Origin of the sequence: Streptomyces klenkii, from assembly GCF_003626645.1 — a bacterium.
In the GTDB taxonomy this organism is placed as follows: Bacteria; Actinomycetota; Actinomycetes; order Streptomycetales; family Streptomycetaceae; genus Streptomyces; species Streptomyces klenkii.
Window position 1 is genome coordinate 566102 of the sequence record NZ_RBAM01000002.1, and the last position, 16521, is coordinate 582622.

Annotated in this window: 14 protein-coding genes; 12 read left to right on the plus strand and 2 right to left on the minus strand. The window is 72.7% G+C overall.

From position 1 onward, the window contains the following. The first annotated feature begins 24 nt into the window (after positions 1-24). Positions 25-1185, plus strand: a complete 1161-nt coding sequence (gene mnmA, locus D7231_RS05900) for a tRNA 2-thiouridine(34) synthase MnmA (RefSeq protein ID WP_120753845.1) — start codon at positions 25-27, stop codon at positions 1183-1185. Positions 1186-1214: 29 nt separating this feature from the next. Here mnmA and D7231_RS05905 read toward each other — a convergent pair whose 3' ends face one another. After that, positions 1215-1796 (minus strand): hypothetical protein, encoded by a 582-nt coding sequence (locus tag D7231_RS05905; protein ID WP_120753846.1) that lies wholly within the window; start codon positions 1794-1796, stop codon positions 1215-1217. A 235-nt stretch (positions 1797-2031) separates the two neighbouring features. Between D7231_RS05905 and D7231_RS05910 the strand changes: the two genes are divergently transcribed. The 11 genes from D7231_RS05910 (at position 2032) to D7231_RS05960 (ending at position 16310) form a co-directional block, all read left to right on the plus strand. Next, positions 2032-2571 (plus strand): LOG family protein, encoded by a 540-nt coding sequence (locus D7231_RS05910; protein ID WP_120754017.1) that lies wholly within the window; start codon positions 2032-2034, stop codon positions 2569-2571. 45 nt (positions 2572-2616) lie between these two features. Beyond that, on the plus strand, positions 2617-3312 hold the full coding sequence (locus D7231_RS05915; protein ID WP_120753847.1) for an SDR family oxidoreductase: 696 nt from the start codon (positions 2617-2619) through the stop codon (positions 3310-3312). A 112-nt stretch (positions 3313-3424) separates the two neighbouring features. Then, entirely contained in the window at positions 3425-4486 is a 1062-nt protein-coding gene (locus tag D7231_RS05920; RefSeq protein WP_120753848.1) for a methionine synthase, read from the plus strand. Between the two features lie 32 nt (positions 4487-4518). Beyond that, positions 4519-6804 (plus strand): NAD-dependent DNA ligase LigA, encoded by a 2286-nt coding sequence (gene ligA / locus D7231_RS05925; protein WP_391473982.1) that lies wholly within the window; start codon positions 4519-4521, stop codon positions 6802-6804. 309 nt (positions 6805-7113) lie between these two features. Beyond that, a complete protein-coding gene (locus D7231_RS05930; RefSeq protein WP_120753850.1) occupies positions 7114-9210 on the plus strand; it encodes a putative bifunctional diguanylate cyclase/phosphodiesterase in 2097 nt (698 codons plus the stop codon). Between the two features lie 190 nt (positions 9211-9400). Continuing rightward, positions 9401-9697: an Asp-tRNA(Asn)/Glu-tRNA(Gln) amidotransferase subunit GatC gene (gatC, locus tag D7231_RS05935; RefSeq protein WP_030368121.1), complete on the plus strand. Its 297-nt coding sequence runs from the start codon at positions 9401-9403 to the stop codon at positions 9695-9697. Between the two features lie 6 nt (positions 9698-9703). Beyond that, on the plus strand, positions 9704-11203 hold the full coding sequence (gene gatA, locus D7231_RS05940) for an Asp-tRNA(Asn)/Glu-tRNA(Gln) amidotransferase subunit GatA (RefSeq protein ID WP_120753851.1): 1500 nt from the start codon (positions 9704-9706) through the stop codon (positions 11201-11203). An 88-nt stretch (positions 11204-11291) separates the two neighbouring features. After that, on the plus strand, positions 11292-11552 hold the full coding sequence (locus D7231_RS05945) for a hypothetical protein (RefSeq protein WP_194960419.1): 261 nt from the start codon (positions 11292-11294) through the stop codon (positions 11550-11552). Positions 11553-11578: 26 nt separating this feature from the next. Next, positions 11579-13087, plus strand: a complete 1509-nt coding sequence (gene gatB / locus D7231_RS05950) for an Asp-tRNA(Asn)/Glu-tRNA(Gln) amidotransferase subunit GatB (protein ID WP_120753852.1) — start codon at positions 11579-11581, stop codon at positions 13085-13087. A gap of 219 nt (positions 13088-13306) precedes the next feature. Continuing rightward, entirely contained in the window at positions 13307-13882 is a 576-nt protein-coding gene (locus tag D7231_RS05955) for an AMIN-like domain-containing (lipo)protein (RefSeq protein ID WP_120753853.1), read from the plus strand. Positions 13883-14096: 214 nt separating this feature from the next. Beyond that, positions 14097-16310: an MMPL family transporter gene (locus D7231_RS05960; protein ID WP_120753854.1), complete on the plus strand. Its 2214-nt coding sequence runs from the start codon at positions 14097-14099 to the stop codon at positions 16308-16310. Here the strand turns inward: D7231_RS05960 and D7231_RS05965 are convergent. Further along, complete coding sequence (locus tag D7231_RS05965; RefSeq protein ID WP_120753855.1) at positions 16273-16452, minus strand: DUF6191 domain-containing protein; 180 nt, start codon at positions 16450-16452, stop codon at positions 16273-16275. The two genes, D7231_RS05960 and D7231_RS05965, sit on opposite strands and share 38 nt — an antisense overlap. Positions 16453-16521: the final 69 nt, after the last annotated feature.

Genomic DNA, 16521 nt, shown 5'->3' on the forward strand with positions numbered 1-16521 from the left:
GCGCCCCCGTACTCTGGAAGGGTTATGACTGACTTCCCCGGTGCCCCCGACCTCAACGCCCCCCGCAAGGGGCTCCGCGTGCTCGCCGCCATGTCCGGTGGCGTCGACTCCGCCGTCGCCGCGGCCCGCGCCGCCGAGGCCGGGCACGACGTGACCGGCGTGCACCTCGCGCTGTCCGCGAACCCGCAGTCGTTCCGGACGGGCGCCCGCGGCTGCTGCACGATCGAGGACTCCCGCGACGCCCGCCGCGCCGCGGACGTGATCGGCATCCCGTTCTACTGCTGGGACCTGGCGGAACGCTTCCGCGAGGACGTCGTGGAGGACTTCGTCGCCGAGTACGAGGCGGGCCGCACGCCCAACCCCTGCCTCCGCTGCAACGAGAAGATCAAGTTCGCGGCGCTGCTCGACAAGGCGCTCGCGCTCGGCTTCGACGCGGTGTGCACGGGCCACTACGCCACGGTCCTCGTCAACGAGGACGGCACGCGCGAGCTGCACCGCGCCAGCGACATGGCCAAGGACCAGTCGTACGTCCTCGGCGTGCTGGACGACCGGCAGCTCGCCCACGCGATGTTCCCGCTGGGCGACACGGTCACCACGAAGGACGAGATCCGCGCGGAGGCGGAGCGCCGCGGCCTGGCCGTGGCGAAGAAGCCGGACAGCCACGACATCTGCTTCATCGCCGACGGCGACACCCGCGGCTTCCTGGCGAAGCGCCTCGGCAAGGCCGACGGCGACATCGTCGACGAGACGGGCGCGAAGGTGGGCACGCACGAGGGCGCGTACGGCTTCACGATCGGCCAGCGCAAGGGCCTGCGCATCGGCCACCCCGCCCCGGACGGCAAGCCGCGCTACGTCCTGGACATCTCGCCGGTGAACAACACCGTGACGGTGGGCCCGGTGGAGGCGCTGGACGTCGCCGCCCTGACCGCCATCCGCCCCCGCTGGTGCGGCGCGGCCCCGCAGGGTCCCGGCACGTACACGGCCCAGCTGCGCGCCCACGGCGGCGAGACCGAGGTGACGGCGGAGCTCGTCGGGGACGAGCTGCGGGTGTCCTTCGCGGAGCCGGTCCGCGGCGTGGCCCCGGGCCAGGCGATCGTGCTGTACGACGGCACGCGCGTGGTCGGCTCGGCCACGATCGCCACGACCGAACGCGCGCGGGCCGCGCAGGCGGCGCGCAGCGCCTGACCCGCGCGGCCCTAAGAGGCCGGCCGGGCTCAGTTGGACTTGGTGCGGGTCACGTTGTTGACCTCGCACTTGCCGCTGACGCTCGCGCCCGCCTTCGGCACGTACACCTGGGAGACGTCCTGCGTGTCGGTCTTGCCGGGGCCGACGAAGGGGATGGTGCGGTTGCGGGTGCCGATGAGGGCGCCGGTCGCGTCGGTGAACTTCACCGAGAACGTGTAGGTGTTGCTGTCCGTCAGGCTGGGGTTGGTGACGCTGATCTTCGCGGTGATGCCGCGGGCATCGCTGTAGTCACAGCTGACGATCTTGAGGTCGCGGGAGGCGTTCGCGCTGCTGCCGCCGGTGGTGGTGCCGCCCGAGGTGAGCCCGCTGGTGGACGTGCCGCCGCTCGTGGAGCCGCTGGTGGTGGTGCCACCCGTGGTGAGGCCGCCGTCCGTGCTCGTGCTGCCGCCGCTCGTGCCGCCCGTCGTCGTGGTGCCGCCCGAGGTGGAGCTGCTGCTGTGGTGGCTGGAGCTGCCGCCGCTGCAACCGCCGCCGTGGTGCCCGCGGGCTCCGGTCAGGGCGACGACGGCGATTCCGAAGACGGCGGCCGCGCGGACATGACGAAGCTTCACTGGAAAATTCCCCCGATGAATTGGCTGGAAACAGCGCCTGTTTGACGCCCGGCTGACGAGTGCACGTCACGCTAACAGCGCGCTTACAAGGCGCCAAACCAGGCCGCTCCCTGTGACGAACCCGCAACCGAACGGGGCCGTAACGGGGACAGGGAGAGCCGGGAAAGGGTCCGAAAACAGCCCACAGGGGGCCCGTCCGTACGACCCCGTACGGACGGCACGTACGGTGGCGTTCATGAACATCGCCGTCTTCTGCTCCGCCGCCGACCTCGATGCCCGCTACACCGCCCCCGCCCGCGAGTTCGCCGAACTCATCGGCCGCGGCGGGCACACACTGGTGTGGGGAGGTTCCGAGTCCGGCCTGATGAAGGTCATGGCCGACGGCGTGCAGGAGAACGGCGGCCGGCTGGTCGGCGTGTCGGTCGAGTTCCTCGCCGCGCGGGCGCGCAAGAACGCCGACGAGATGGTCGTCACCCGCGACCTCGCCGAGCGCAAGGCGCAGTTGCTCGCGCGCGCCGACGCCGTCGTCATCATGGTGGGCGGCACCGGCACGCTGGACGAGGCGACGGAGATCCTGGAGCTGAAGAAGCACGGCATCCACGACAAGCCCGTCGTCCTGCTCAACACGGCCGGCTTCTACGACGGCCTCAAGGCGCAGTTCCAGCGCATGGAGGACGAGGGCTTCCTGCCCCTGCCGCTGACCGCCCTCGTCTTCTTCGCCGAGGACGGGCTGGGCGCGATGGCGTACCTGGAGGAGTCCGCGGGCCTGCGCTAGCCCGCGGCTGCGCACCGGCCCCCGCCGTAGGGCAAGCTGGCTCCCATGGCAACACATCTGATCACCGGGGCCGGCTCCGGCATCGGGGCGGCGGTCGCGCGCCGGCTCCTCGACCGGGGCGACGAGGTCCACCTCTTCGCGCGCGACGCGGGCCGGGCCAGGGAGCTGGCCGCGGAGTTCCCCGGCGCCCGCACGCTCGTGGCCGACCTGGCCAACCCGGACCGGCTCTCCTGGGCCCTCGACAAGCAGCCGCTGCCGGACCGCGTCGACACGCTCCTGCACATCGCGGGCGTCGTCGAACTCGGCGCCGTCGGCGAGCTCACGCCCAAGACGTGGAACAGCACGCTCGCCGCCAACCTGGTCTCCCCGGCGGAGCTGACCCGGCTGTTCCTGCCGCAGCTGCGCGTGACGAAGGGCCACGTCCTCTTCGTCAACTCCGGCGCCGGGCTCAACACCCACGCCACGTGGAGCGCGTACGCCGCGAGCAAGCACGGCCTGAAGGCGCTCGCGGACTCGCTGCGCGCCGAGGAGCACGCGGCCGGCGTCCGCGTCACCAGCGTCTACCCGGGCCGCACCGCGACCCCGATGCAGGCGAAGGTGCACCAGCAGGAGGGCAAGCCGTACGACCCGTCGCGGTGGATCGACCCCGAGTCGGTCGCGACGACGATCCTGCTGGCGATCGACCTCCCGCGCGACGCGGAGATCAACGACCTGTCGGTCCGGCCGGGCGCTCAGGCCTGAGTCCCCTCCGCCCGGCGCCCCCGGGGCGGCGAACCCCGGGGGCGCCGCGCGGCCGCGGCGCCCGCCCCGCCGGCCTGCGCGGCGGCCGCCACGCGCCCCGTAGGCTTCCTGCGTGAGCGACAAGAGCAACAACGAGCAGGAGCCCGGCAGCCGTCCGCAGGCGGCGGGGAAGAGCTGGGGCACCGGGGCGGCCACCGGCGTCGGGTCGATGCCCGGGGGCGACGCCCGCGAGGCCGCGAAGACCGTCACCGGGTCCCTGGAGGCCCTGCCGTACCTGCCGGAGCTGCCCGCCCGCGGCCCCGGCGCCGACATGATCGGGCGCACCACCGGCCTGCTGGTCGACGTCTACGCGCACGTCGAGCCCAGCGGATGGCGCATCAGCGACCGCCCCGGGCGCGACACCAAGCGCGCCCGCTCGTGGCTGGGCGAGGACCTGGACGCCCTGGAGGAGTACACCCAGGGCTACGAGGGCGCGCTCAAGGTCTCCGCCGTCGGCCCCTGGACCCTCGCGGCGGCCCTGGAGCTGCGCGGCGGCGAGGCCGCCCTCGGCGACGCCGGCGCATGCCGCGACCTCGCCGCCTCCCTCGCCGAGGGCCTGCGCGAGCATCTCGCCGACGTGCGGCGGCGGGTGCCCGGCGCCCGGATCGTGCTCCAGCTGGACGAGCCGTCCCTGACCGCCGTCCTCACCGGGCGGGTGCGCACCGCCAGCGGCTACCGCACCTACCGGGCCGTCGACCGCGCCGTCGTCGAGGGCGCCCTGCGCGACCTCGTGACCGTGGCCCGCGAGGCCACCGGCCAGGCGCCCGTCGTCCACACGTGCGCCCCCGGCGTGCCCTTCGCGCTGCTGCGCCGGGCCGGCTTCCAAGGCATCTCGTTCGATTTCTCGCTCTTCACCGAGCGTGAGGAAGAAGCGGTGGGAGAGGCGGTCGAGGCGGGCACGGCACTCTTCATGGGCGTGGTGCCCGGCACGGACGGCCCGTTGTCAGACCCTGCCGGTAGCGTCATGGGTGTCAGGACGCTGTGGCGCAGGCTGGGGCTGGCACCGGGGACCCTCGCGGAGTCCGTGGTCGTCACGCCCTCGTGCGGGCTCGCGGGCGCTTCGCCCGCATATGCCCGCGCGGCCCTCGCCCACTGCGTCCGGGCGGCGAAATCACTCGCAGACAACCCTGAGTGACGGCGCTCATGGATCAACGGGAGGACGAGACGGTGGCTGTCGAACAGCAGGGCGGACGGCAGGGCGGGCAGCAGGGCGAAGAGCTCACGGCGGGCTCCTCCGTGCCCGCCCCGGCACGGGAGAAGCACGCGCTGCTCGCCGAGCAGATCGAGGAGCACCGCTTCCGGTATTACGTCAAGGACGCCCCCGTCATCAGCGACGCCGAGTTCGACAAGCTGCTGCGCTCGCTGGAGGCCCTGGAGGAGGAGCATCCGGAGCTCCGCACTCCCGACTCGCCCACGCAGAAGGTCGCCGGGGCGTACGAAACGGAGTTCACGGCCGTCGAGCACCGCGAGCGCATGCTCTCCCTCGACAACGCCTTCGACGACGAAGAGCTCACCGCCTGGGCCGAGCGCATCGCCAAGGACATCGGCGGCGGCACCCCGTACCACTTCCTGTGCGAGCTCAAGGTCGACGGCCTCGCCGTCAACCTCACCTACGAGCACGGCCGCCTGACCCGCGCCGCCACCCGCGGCGACGGCCGCACCGGCGAGGACATCACGCCCAACGTCCGCACGATCGCCGAGATCCCCGACCGCCTCGAAGGCGACCGCGTCCCGGCCCTCGTCGAGGTCCGCGGCGAGGTCTACTTCCCCATGGAGAAGTTCGAGGAGCTCAACGCGGGCCTGGTGGAGGCCGGCAAGCCCCCCTTCGCCAACCCGCGCAACGCCGCCGCCGGCTCGCTGCGCCAGAAGGACCCGCGCGTCACCGCCACCCGGCCGCTGCACATGGTCGTCCACGGCATCGGCGCGCGCGAGGGCTTCGAGATCGACCGCCAGTCCCAGGCGTACGAACTGCTGCGCGAGTGGGGGCTGCCGACGGCCGCGCACGCCTCGGTCGTGGACGACCTGGCGGCCGTGCGGAAGTTCATCGCCCACTACGGCGACCCCGACGTGCGCCACTCCATGGAGCACGAGATCGACGGCGTCGTCGTCAAGCTCGACGAGATCCCCCTCCAGGGCCGCCTCGGCTCCACCTCCCGCGCCCCCCGCTGGGCCATCGCCTGGAAGTACGCCCCCGAGGAGGTCAACACCAAGCTGGTCGACATCCGCGTGGGCGTCGGCCGCACGGGCCGCGTCACGCCGTACGCCGTGGTCGAGCCCATCACCGTCGCGGGCTCCGAGGTCGAGTTCGCCACCCTGCACAACCAGGACGTCGTCAAGGCCAAGGGCGTCCTCATCGGCGACACCGTCGTGCTGCGCAAGGCGGGCGACGTCATCCCCGAGATCCTCGGCCCGGTGGCCGACCTGCGGGACGGCACGGAGCGGGAGTTCGTCATGCCCGCCGAGTGCCCCGAGTGCGGCACGGGGCTGCGGCCCATGAAGGAGGGCGACATCGACCTCCGCTGCCCCAACGCCCGCTCCTGCCCCGCCCAGATCCGCGAGCGCCTCTTCTATCTCGCCGGCCGCCAGTGCCTCGACATCGAGAACCTCGGATACGTGGCCTCCACGGCGCTCACCCAGCCGCTGGAGCCCGCCGAGCCCCCCCTGCGGGACGAGGGCGACCTGTTCGGCATGACCATCGAACAGCTGCTGCCCATCAAGTCCTACGTCGTGGACCCGGACTCCGGCCTGCCCAAGCGCGACCCGAAGACGGGGGAGGAGAAGGTCGTCACCTTCTTCGCCAACCAGAAGGGCGAGCCGAAGAAGAACGCCCTGGCCATGCTGGAGAACATCCGGGCGGCCAGGCAGCGTCCCCTCGCCCGCATCATCAACGGCCTGTCCATCCGTCACGTGGGCCCGGTCTCGGCCGCCGTCCTCGCCCGCGAGTTCCGCTCCGTCGACCGCATCGCCGAGGCGAGCGAGGAGGAGCTGGCCGCCGTCGAGGGCGTCGGCCCGATCGTCGCCGCGGCCGTCAAGGAATGGTTCGCCGAGGACTGGCACCGCGAGATCATCGAGAAGTGGCGGGCCGCCGGCGTCCGCATGGAGGAGGAGGCCGCCGAGGACGAGGGCCCGCGCCCGCTGGCCGGCCTCACCGTCGTCGTCACCGGCACCCTCTCCGCGTACACCCGCGACGGCGCCAAGGAGGCCCTCCAGAGCCGCGGCGCCAAGGTCACCGGCTCGGTGTCGAAGAAGACGGACTTCGTCGTCGTCGGCGACAACCCCGGCTCCAAGTTCGACAAGGCCATGCAGCTGAAGGTGCCCGTCCTGGAAGAGGACGGCTTCGCCGTGCTCCTCGCCGAAGGGCCCGACGCCGCACGCGAAGCGGCCGTTCCGCAAGAGGGCGCGGAAGCGGCCGGGGGCGCGGGCGAGGAGAAGAGCGCCGATAGCGAGGCGTAGCGGACGGGGGGTGCGGGTAGCCCCTTCGCACCCCCTCCGTACCCCCTTCGTCACCTCCGCCGCCACCCGCCCCACGCGGAGCGGCACCGCCACCGGAAGGCAGGTCCGCACACCGGTCGCCACCCCAGCGGAGTAATGCCCGCATAGTCAGTGGGCATTACCCCTACAGCGCATACCAGATGGCTACAAGAGGCCGGATCCCAATCGGGCAACCGCTGCCGATCGCTGCCCGCCGTAGCCTTCTGCGGCCTACTGTTGAGATGTGCGCCTGCCGTGGCGCGGGCACCGCCGGCTGTGAGAGGGACGGGCATGAAACCCACCGACAGCGCCGAACCGGCATCCCGGCTGCGCCGGGTCCCTCCGCCCGCGCTGCCGACGGTCTGTGTCACCGTGGCGGCGGTCTCGCTCGCCGCCGGGGTCTGCCGGGTGATCGGCGCGGGCCACGCCGTGTTCCCCGGCCGCGCCGTCGGCTGGTCCCTGGCCGTCCTCACCGGCCTCATCGTCGCCCACCTCGTCGCCCTCGGGCGCGACCGCTGGTGGGGCGGCACGGGCTCCGGAGCCGCCCTCACCCTCGCCGTCCTGCTGCTCTACGGCTGGCTGCCCGCCGTCCTCATCAGCATCGCCGTCGTCCTGCTCGTCGCCACCGCCCGCCGCCACCGCTGGCGCCAGGCCTTACTCCACGGTGCCGTCGACATCCTCGGCATCGGCGCCGCCGGCCTCGCCCTCGCCGTCTGCGGCGTCGTCTCCACCGTCGAGAACCCCTGGATGCCCGACGAGTGGCCGCTCACCGCCATCCCCCAAGTGGCCCTCGCCGCCTTCCTCTACCTCGCCGTCACCCGCGCCCTGCTCTGGTACTCCATGGCGCCCCGCGCAGGCCTCAGCACCATCGCCCGCACCGCCCTCGTCCGGCAGGCCCTCGTCGGCGGCGCCCTCCTCGGCATCGCCCCGCTGATCGCCGTCGTCGCCGACCACGCCCCGCTGCTGCTGCCGCTGTTCGCCGTCCCCCTCATCGCCCTCGACTCCACCCTGTGGATCGCCCGCGCCCGCGCCGAGGAGCAGCTGCGCGACCCGCTCACCGGCCTGCCCAACCGCCAGTGGCTCCTGGAGCGCACCTGGAGCGCCCTCGACGAGGCCGAGCGCGCCGGCACCCGCTCCGCTCTCGTCCTCATCGACCTCGACCGCTTCCGCTCCGTCAACGACACCCTCGGCCACCTCGCCGGGGACCGGCTGCTGTTGCAGATAGCCGAGCGGCTGCGCCTCGCCCTGCCGCGGGACGCGGAGGCGGCGCGCCTCGGCGGCGACGAGTTCGCGGTCCTGCTGCCCACCGCGGACTCCCTCACCGGCGCCCAGCGCGTGGCCCGTTCGCTGGTGGCCGCGCTCGGCTCCCCCCTCGACCTCGACGGGCTCACCCTCGTCCTGGAGGCCAGCGCCGGCGTCGCCGTCTACCCCGACCACGCCCTCGACGCCGAAGGGCTGCTGCGCCGGGCCGACGTCGCCATGTACCAGGCCAAGCGCGACCGCAGCGGCGTCGAGGTCTACGAGGCCCGGCGCGACGGCAACACCCCCGACCGGCTCGGGCTCCTCGGCGACCTGCGGCGCGCGCTCGACGCGGGCGACGTCGAGCTGCACTACCAGCCCAAGGTCGGCTTCGACGGGCACGTCGAGGGGCTGGAGGCGCTGGTGCGCTGGGTCCACCCCGAGCGGGGCCGGGTCTCGCCGGACGAGTTCATCGCCATCGCCGAGTCCTCGGGCCTGATGCCCAGGCTGACCGAGTACGTGCTGGAGACCGCCCTCGCGCAGGTGGCGAAGTGGCGGGCCATGGGCCTGGAGGTGCCGGTCGCCGTCAACGTCTCGCCGCGCGACGTCCACACCCCCGGGTTCGCGGGCTCCGTCGCGGCACGGCTCGCCCGGCACGGGGTCCCCGCGGGGGCGCTCCAGCTGGAGATAACCGAGCACGTCCTGCTGGAGGACCCGCAGCGGGCCGCGGACACGCTCGCCGGGCTCACGGGGCACGGCGTGAAGATGTCCCTGGACGACTTCGGCACGGGCTATTCGTCGCTGGTCCACCTGCGCCGGCTCCCGGTCAGCGAACTGAAGATCGACCGGTCGTTCGTGGCCCGGCTCGCCATCGACAACGAGGACGCGGAGATCGTCCGCTGCACGCTCGACCTCGCGCATTCGCTGGGCCTGCTCGTCGTCGCCGAGGGCGTCGAGGACGACGAGACCTGGGAGCGCCTGCGGGACCTGGGCTGCGACGCGGTCCAGGGCTGGCTCGTCGCCGCGGCCATGCCGCCGGATGAGACGACGGCCTGGCTCCGCCTGCGCAACGAGTCCGGCTGGCACCGCGAGGCGGACCGCGTCGCCGCCACGGCGTCCGCTCCCGCGGAGGAGGACGCGGTCACGTAGGGACGGCGGCCGGCCCAGTACCGCCGGTCGCGCAGGTGAGGACCGGGCCCTGCCCGCAGGGCAGGCCGGCGGCGCCGGAGCGCCCCGGGCCGCAGCCACGGGGAAAGCGTTTAGCAGGCACGGCTCCCGGAGCCATAGGATTGGGCGCACAACCCGCCCAGAATCCGTCACGAACCCTGAGGATCGCCGCATGCCTGGCATCACGCGCGAGGAGGTAGCCCACCTCGCCCGGCTGGCACGTCTGGAGCTCAAGGACGAAGAGCTCGAGCACTTCGCCGGCCAGCTCGACGACATCATCGGCGCGGTCGCCCGCGTCTCCGAGGTCGCCGAGCAGGACGTACCGCCGACGTCCCACCCGCTGCCGCTGACCAACGTCATGCGCCCGGACGAGGTCCGTCCGTCGCTGACCCCGCAGGAGGCGCTGTCGGGCGCCCCCGCCCAGGAGCAGCAGCGTTTCAAGGTGCCGCAGATCCTGGGGGAGGACTAAACCGTCATGACGGACATCAACATCATCAAGCTCACGGCCTCCCAGATCGCGGAGAAGATCGCCTCGGGCGAGCTCACCGCCGTGCAGGTCACCGAGGCCCACCTGGCCCGCATCGAGGCCGTGGACGAGAAGGTGCACGCCTTCCTCCACGTGGACCGCGAGGGCGCCCTCGCCCAGGCCCGCGAGGTCGACGCCAAGCGCGCCCGCGGCGAGAAGCTCGGCCCGCTGGCCGGCGTCCCGCTCGCGCTGAAGGACATCTTCACCACCAAGGGGATCCCGACCACCGTCGGCTCGAAGATCCTCGAGGGCTGGATCCCGCCGTACGACGCGACGCTCACCAAGCGCCTGAAGGACGCGGACGTCGTCATCCTCGGCAAGACCAACATGGACGAGTTCGCGATGGGCTCCTCCACGGAGAACAGCGCCTACGGCCCGACCGGCAACCCCTGGGACCTCACCAAGATCCCCGGCGGCTCCGGCGGCGGCTCCAGCGCGGCCCTCGCCGCGTACGAGGCCCCGCTCGCCATCGGCACGGACACCGGCGGCTCGATCCGCCAGCCCGCCGCCGTCACCGGCACGGTCGGCGTCAAGCCCACCTACGGCGCGGTCTCCCGCTACGGCATGGTCGCCTTCTCCTCCTCCCTCGACCAGGGCGGCCCCTGCGCCCGTACGGTCCTCGACGCGGCCCTGCTGCACGAGGTCATCGCCGGCCACGACCCGATGGACTCCACGTCCATCGACGCCCCGGTCCCGCCGGTCGTCGAGGCGGCCCGCAACGGCTCCGTCGCCGGCATGCGCGTCGGCGTCGTCAAGCAGTTCCGCGGCGAGGGCTACCAGGCCGGCGTCCTCCAGCGCTTCGACGAGTCCGTCGAGCTGCTGAAGGAGCTGGGCGCCGAGGTCGTCGAGCTGGACTGCCCGTCCTTCGACCTGGCCCTGGCCGCGTACTACCTGATCGCGCCGTCCGAGTGCTCCTCGAACCTGGCCCGCTTCGACGGCCTGCGCTACGGCCTGCGGGCCGGCGACGACGGCACCCGCTCGGCCGAGGACGTCACCGCCCTCACCCGCGAGGCCGGCTTCGGCCCCGAGGTCAAGCGCCGCGTCATGCTCGGCACGTACGCGCTCAGCTCGGGCTACTACGACGCCTACTACGGCTCGGCGCAGAAGGTCCGCACGCTCATCACGCGCGACTTCGAGAAGGCCTTCGAGCAGGTCGACGTGATCGTCTCGCCGACCACCCCGACCACCGCCTTCGCGATCGGCGAGCGCGCCGACGACCCGATGGCGATGTACCTCGCGGACCTGTGCACCATCCCGACCAACCTGGCGGGCAACGCCGCCATGTCGCTGCCGTGCGGCCTCGCGCCCGAGGACAACCTGCCGGTCGGTCTCCAGATCATCGCTCCCGCCCTGAAGGACGACCGGCTCTACAAGGTCGGTGCCGCGGTCGAGGCCGCGTTCACCGCTCGCTGGGGCCACCACCTGCTTGAGGAGGCGCCGGCACTGTGAGCGACGCACACGCGGCCGCCGGGCCGCAGCTGACTGCGAAAGCCGCACCTCTGCGCCGCGTGGGCGGAGAAGCGAACGAGGAGACACAGTGAGCACCGAAGTGAGCAAGGCGAGCGCGCTGAAGAAGGCCAAGGGCTTCAAGAAGTCCAGGCCCGGCACGTACCTGTCGATCGGCACGACGCTCTTCGGCGCCGTGAGCGTGATCAAGCAGGCGAAGAAGGCGCGCGGCGAGCAGGACACGCTCCAGCTGGTCGACGCCATCGTCTCCGCCGCAGCCATCGCCACCGGCGTCGCGCTGCTCGTGCGCGAACTGCGCCGGATGAACAGCGACGACGTCCTCGCGGACTGAGCCAGGACCTGAGAGGTTAGTTTTCCGTGACCGTCACTGAACTGGTGTCGTACGAGGACGCGCTGGCTTCCTACGACCCCGTCATGGGCCTGGAGGTCCATGTCGAGCTCGGCACCAAGACGAAGATGTTCTGCGGCTGCTCCACGGAGCTGGGCGCGGACCCCAACACCCAGACCTGCCCGGTCTGCCTCGGCATGCCCGGCGCCCTGCCCGTGGTCAACGCCATCGGCGTCGAGTCCGCCATCAAGATCGGCCTCGCGCTGAACTGCGAGATCGCCGAGTGGTGCCGCTTCGCCCGGAAGAACTACTTCTATCCGGACATGCCGAAGAACTTCCAGACCTCCCAGTACGACGAGCCGATCGCCTTCAACGGCTACCTCGACGTGCAGCTGGAGGACGGCGAGGTCTTCCGCGTGCAGATCGAGCGCGCCCACATGGAGGAGGACACCGGCAAGTCCACGCACGTGGGCGGTGCCACCGGCCGCATCCACGGCGCCCAGCACTCCCTGCTGGACTACAACCGCGCCGGCATCCCGCTCATCGAGATCGTCACCAAGCCGATCGAGGGCGCGGGCGAGCGGGCCCCCGAGGTCGCCAAGGCGTACGTCGCCGAGCTCCGCGAGCTCATCAAGGCGCTGGGCGTCTCCGAGGCCCGGATGGAGATGGGCCAGATGCGCTGCGACGTGAACCTGTCGCTGCGCCCGCACGGCCGGGAGAAGTTCGGCACCCGCTCCGAGACCAAGAACGTCAACTCGCTGCGCTCCGTCGAGCGCGCGGTGCGCTTCGAGGTCCAGCGGCACGCCTCCGTCCTCTCGGCCGGCGGCACGATCGTGCAGGAGACCCGCCACTTCCACGAGGAGGACGGGTCGACCACGTCCGGCCGCATCAAGGAAGAGGCCGAGGACTACCGCTACTTCCCCGAGCCGGACCTGGTGCCGGTGGCCCCCTCCCGCGAGTGGGTCGAGGAGCTGCGGGGGACCCTGCCCGAGCTGCCGCGCGTGCGCCGCAACCGGCTGCGCGAGGAGTGGGGCGTCACCGAGCACGACATGCAGTCGATCCTCAACGCGGGCGCGGTCGACCTGATCACCGCCACCGTCGAGGCCGGTGCCGACTCCGCCGCCGCCCGCAAGTGGTGGATGGGCGAGCTGGCCCGCAGCGCCAACGAGTCCGGCACGGACCTCGCGGCGCTGCCGATCACCCCGGCGCAGGTCGCCCGGGTGGCGGCGCTCGTCGCCGAGGGCTCGCTCAACGACAAGCTGGCCCGCCAGGTCATCGAGGGCGTGCTCGCGGGCGAGGGCGGCCCGGACGAGGTCGTCGACAAGCGCGGCCTGAAGGTCGTCTCCGACGACAGCGCCCTGGGTGCTGCCGTGGACGAGGCCATCGCGGCCAACGCGGGCATCGCGGACAAGATCCGTGCCGGCAAGGTCGCCGCTGCGGGCGCACTGGTCGGCGCGGTCATGAAGGCCACGCGCGGCCAGGCCGACGCGGCCCGGGTCCGGGAGCTCATCCTGGAGCGCCTCGGCGTCGAGGGCTGATCACCTTTCCCGGACAGACAGCGTTCTCTGACGCTTCATGGCCGTCCCTTTTCGAAGGGGCGGCCATTGTCTGTCCTGGAAATGTCCGGTAATTGTCCGGGAATAGTCCGGCATTGGCTGGTTTCCATTGATCTATGGCCTTCGTGGCCCCCGTCCGGCATGATCCCGCATGCGGGCGGGCCCACCGTGTGCCCGCCACCGGAGTATGGGGGTTGGCACATGAGACGGCTGAGCAGAGCGCTGGCGGCGGTCACCCTGGCGGGCGCCGGCCTGCTGGCGACGACGGTCCCGGCCGGCGCGGCGACGGAGCACCCCGGGCCGGCGGCCGCGGCGAAGTGCGAGGCGGGCTGGGGGAGCCTGCTCAAGACGGCGACGACCTCGGCCTACAAGCCGCTCCTGGACATCAGGGCCGGCGAGCACGAGTGCTTCGACCGCCTCGTCTTCGACGTCCAGGGCATCGGCGACCACCGCATCGGCTACCGCGTGGAGTACGTGGACCAGCTGCGCCAGGACGGCTCGGGCGACCCGATCCCGGTCGCCGGCGGAGCGGTGCTGGCCATCCGCGTGTCCGCCCCGAGCTACGACCCGAACACGGCCGAGCCGCGCTACCCCGGCCACGCCGGGCAGCCGCTGACGGGCGTGGACCTCACCGGCTTCAGGACCTTCCAGGACACCCGCTTCGCCAGCAGCTTCGAGGGCGAGACCCTCGTCGGCGTCGGCGTCCGCGCGCGGCTGCCCTTCCGCGTCTTCCAGGAGCGCAACCGCATCGTCGTGGACGTCGCCCACAGCTGGTAGCCCCGGGCCGGGCGGCCGCCCGCACCCCCGTGTGGGGTGGGCCACAAAGCGGACAATCGATCTTTTCCGGCTGTCACAGTGGGTCGGCAAGGGGCCCCTCCGCACCGTCTGCACCCGGTGCAGCCCGGGGCCCCGAGCCCCATAGCCCCAGCGCTCGGAACAGCACGGGTCAGCATCCCGGCGGGATCGACGCGATACCCGGGAAGCAGCCCGTATGACCTCACTCGCCCGGTGGTGCCTGCGCCGCCGCTCCGCCGTCATCGTGCTGTGGCTCGTCGCCCTCGCGGGCACCGCGGCCGCCGCCCTGCTCAGCGGCCCGGCCTACTCCAACGACTACGCCGTGCCCGGCACCGAGGCGGCCCGCGCGAGCGCCCTCCTCGACGCCGGTTTCCCCGGCCAGGGCGGCGACGACACCATCGTCTGGCACACCGGCAGCGGCACCGTGCGCGCGGCCGCCGTCGAGCAGCGCATGACCGGAGTCCTGCACGAGGTCGCCGCGCTCCCCGGCGTCGAGGCGGTCAGCGGCCCGTACAGCGGCCCCGACGGCGCCACCCGGATCAGCCCCGACGGGCACACCGCGTACGCCTCCCTCACCTTCGCCGGCGACCCCGGCAAGGAGCTCGCCCGCAAGGTCGTCGACACGGCGCGCTCCGCGGCGGACGGCAACCTCCAGGTCGCCCTCGGCGGCACCGGCATCGCCGGCGCGGAGAGCAAGGGCGGGCACCTCAGCGAGCTCATCGGCATCGCCGTGGCCGCCGTCGTGCTCTTCGTCGTCTTCGGCTCGCTGGCCGCGAGCCTGCTGCCGATCGCCACGGCCCTCGTGAGCGTCGGCACCGCCGCCCTGGGCACCCAGCTGCTCGGCCACGTCATGAACGTCGCCGACTTCGCGCCCATGCTCGGCACCCTCATCGGCCTCGGCGTGGGCATCGACTACGCCCTGTTCATCGTCACCCGGCACCGCAAGGGCCTGCGGGCCGGCCTGCCCGTGGCCGTCGCGGCCGAACGGGCCGTGGCCACCACCGGCCGCGCCGTCGTCTTCGCGGGCGGCACCGTGTGCGTCGCGCTGCTCGGCATGCTCATCCTGCGGCTGAGCTTCCTCAACGGCGTCGCCATCGCCGCCTCGCTCACCGTCGTCCTCACCGTCGCCGCGTCCGTCACCCTGCTGCCCGCGCTCCTCGGCGTCATCGGCGACCGCGCCCTCGGCCGCCGCGAGCGCCGCCGCCTCGCGGCCGGCGGTCCCCGCCCCGAGCAGCCCACCGGGCCGGCCGCCCGCTGGTCGGCGTTCGTCGAGCGCCACCCGAAGCTGCTGGGCGGCGTGGCGGCCGCCGTCATGATCGTCCTCGCGCTGCCCACGTTCTCCCTGCACCTGGGCACCTCCGACCAGGGCACCGGCCCGGCCACGGCCACGACCCGGCAGGCGTACGACATGCTCGGCCGCGGCTTCGGCCCCGGCGTCAACGGGCCCCTGACGCTCGTGGCCGGCCTGGACAGCGCCGCCGACCGGCTCGCCTTCACCAAGCTCCCGGAGGCCCTGCGGCACACCGAGGGCGTCGCCGCCGCCTCGCCCGCCGAGGTGAACACCAGCGGCGACACGGGCGTCATCAGCGTCGTCCCCACCACGTCCCCGCAGTCGCGCGCCACCAGCGACCTCGTGGACCGGCTGCGCGGCACCGTGCTGCCCAAGGCGACCGCCGGCACCGGCGTGGACGTCCACGTGGGCGGCATGACCGCGAGCTACGACGACTTCGCCGCGATCATCCTCGGCAAGCTGCCGCTCTTCGTCGGCACCGTCGTCGGCCTGGGCTGCGTGCTGCTCCTCCTGGCCTTCCGCAGCATCGGCATCCCCCTCAAGGCCGCGGTCATGAACATCGCCGCCGTCGCCTCGTCCTTCGGTGTGGTCGTCGCGATGTTCCAGTGGGGCTGGGGCGCCGGGTTCCTCGGCCTCGGCGGCGCCGGGCCGATAGAGCCCTTCCTGCCCGTCGTCATGGTCTCCGTGCTCTTCGGGCTGTCCATGGACTACCAGGTCTTCCTGGTCAGCCGGATGTACGAGGAGTGGCTGGCCACGCGCGACAACACCCGGGCCGTGCGCGTCGGCCTCGCCGAGACCAGCCGCGTCATCAACTCCGCGGCGGTGATCATGATCTCGGTCTTCCTGGCCTTCGTGCTCAGCGGCGACCGCGTCATCGCGATGTTCGGCATCGGGCTCGCCGCGGCCGTCGCCCTCGACGCCTTCGTGCTGCGCACGCTGCTGGTGCCGGCCCTCATGCACATGCTGGGCGGCGCCAACTGGTGGCTGCCCGCGTGGCTGGAGCGCCGCCTGCCGCGGATCAGCATCGAGCCGCCGGAGCCGCTGGACGCGGAGCCGGAGCCGCTGCCGGAGCCCGTCGCGGTCAGTCCTCAGCGGAGCCTTGCCGGGGCGGGCGTATGAGCACGCGGCCCGAGTCGAGGTCGACCGGGCCGCGGGCGGGGTCGGCGTCCCCGATGTCCTCACGGGTGAGCGCGAGGCGCTTCTCCTCGTCGTGAGCGTGCTTCCGGCCCGGTGCGAACACTTCCTCGAACACGTTGAACATCTCAACTCCCGTCGCCGCGCTGTCCGTCCAGCATAGGCGGGCGGATGTACGGTCCACGGAAATCCGGCC

What these genes read in the sequence shown, in the direction of transcription:
- mnmA (WP_120753845.1), top strand. Translation starts at nt 25, where the DNA reads ATGACTGACTTCCCCGGTGCCCCCGACCTCAACGCCCCCCGCAAGGGG.
- D7231_RS05910 (WP_120754017.1), top strand. Translation starts at nt 2,032, where the DNA reads ATGAACATCGCCGTCTTCTGCTCCGCCGCCGACCTCGATGCCCGCTAC.
- D7231_RS05960 (WP_120753854.1), top strand. Translation starts at nt 14,097, where the DNA reads ATGACCTCACTCGCCCGGTGGTGCCTGCGCCGCCGCTCCGCCGTCATC.
- D7231_RS05930 (WP_120753850.1), top strand. Translation starts at nt 7,114, where the DNA reads ATGAAACCCACCGACAGCGCCGAACCGGCATCCCGGCTGCGCCGGGTC.
- gatC (WP_030368121.1), top strand. Translation starts at nt 9,401, where the DNA reads ATGCCTGGCATCACGCGCGAGGAGGTAGCCCACCTCGCCCGGCTGGCA.
- D7231_RS05915 (WP_120753847.1), top strand. Translation starts at nt 2,617, where the DNA reads ATGGCAACACATCTGATCACCGGGGCCGGCTCCGGCATCGGGGCGGCG.
- gatA (WP_120753851.1), top strand. Translation starts at nt 9,704, where the DNA reads ATGACGGACATCAACATCATCAAGCTCACGGCCTCCCAGATCGCGGAG.
- D7231_RS05965 (WP_120753855.1), bottom strand. Translation starts at nt 16,452, where the DNA reads ATGTTCAACGTGTTCGAGGAAGTGTTCGCACCGGGCCGGAAGCACGCT.
- D7231_RS05955 (WP_120753853.1), top strand. Translation starts at nt 13,307, where the DNA reads ATGAGACGGCTGAGCAGAGCGCTGGCGGCGGTCACCCTGGCGGGCGCC.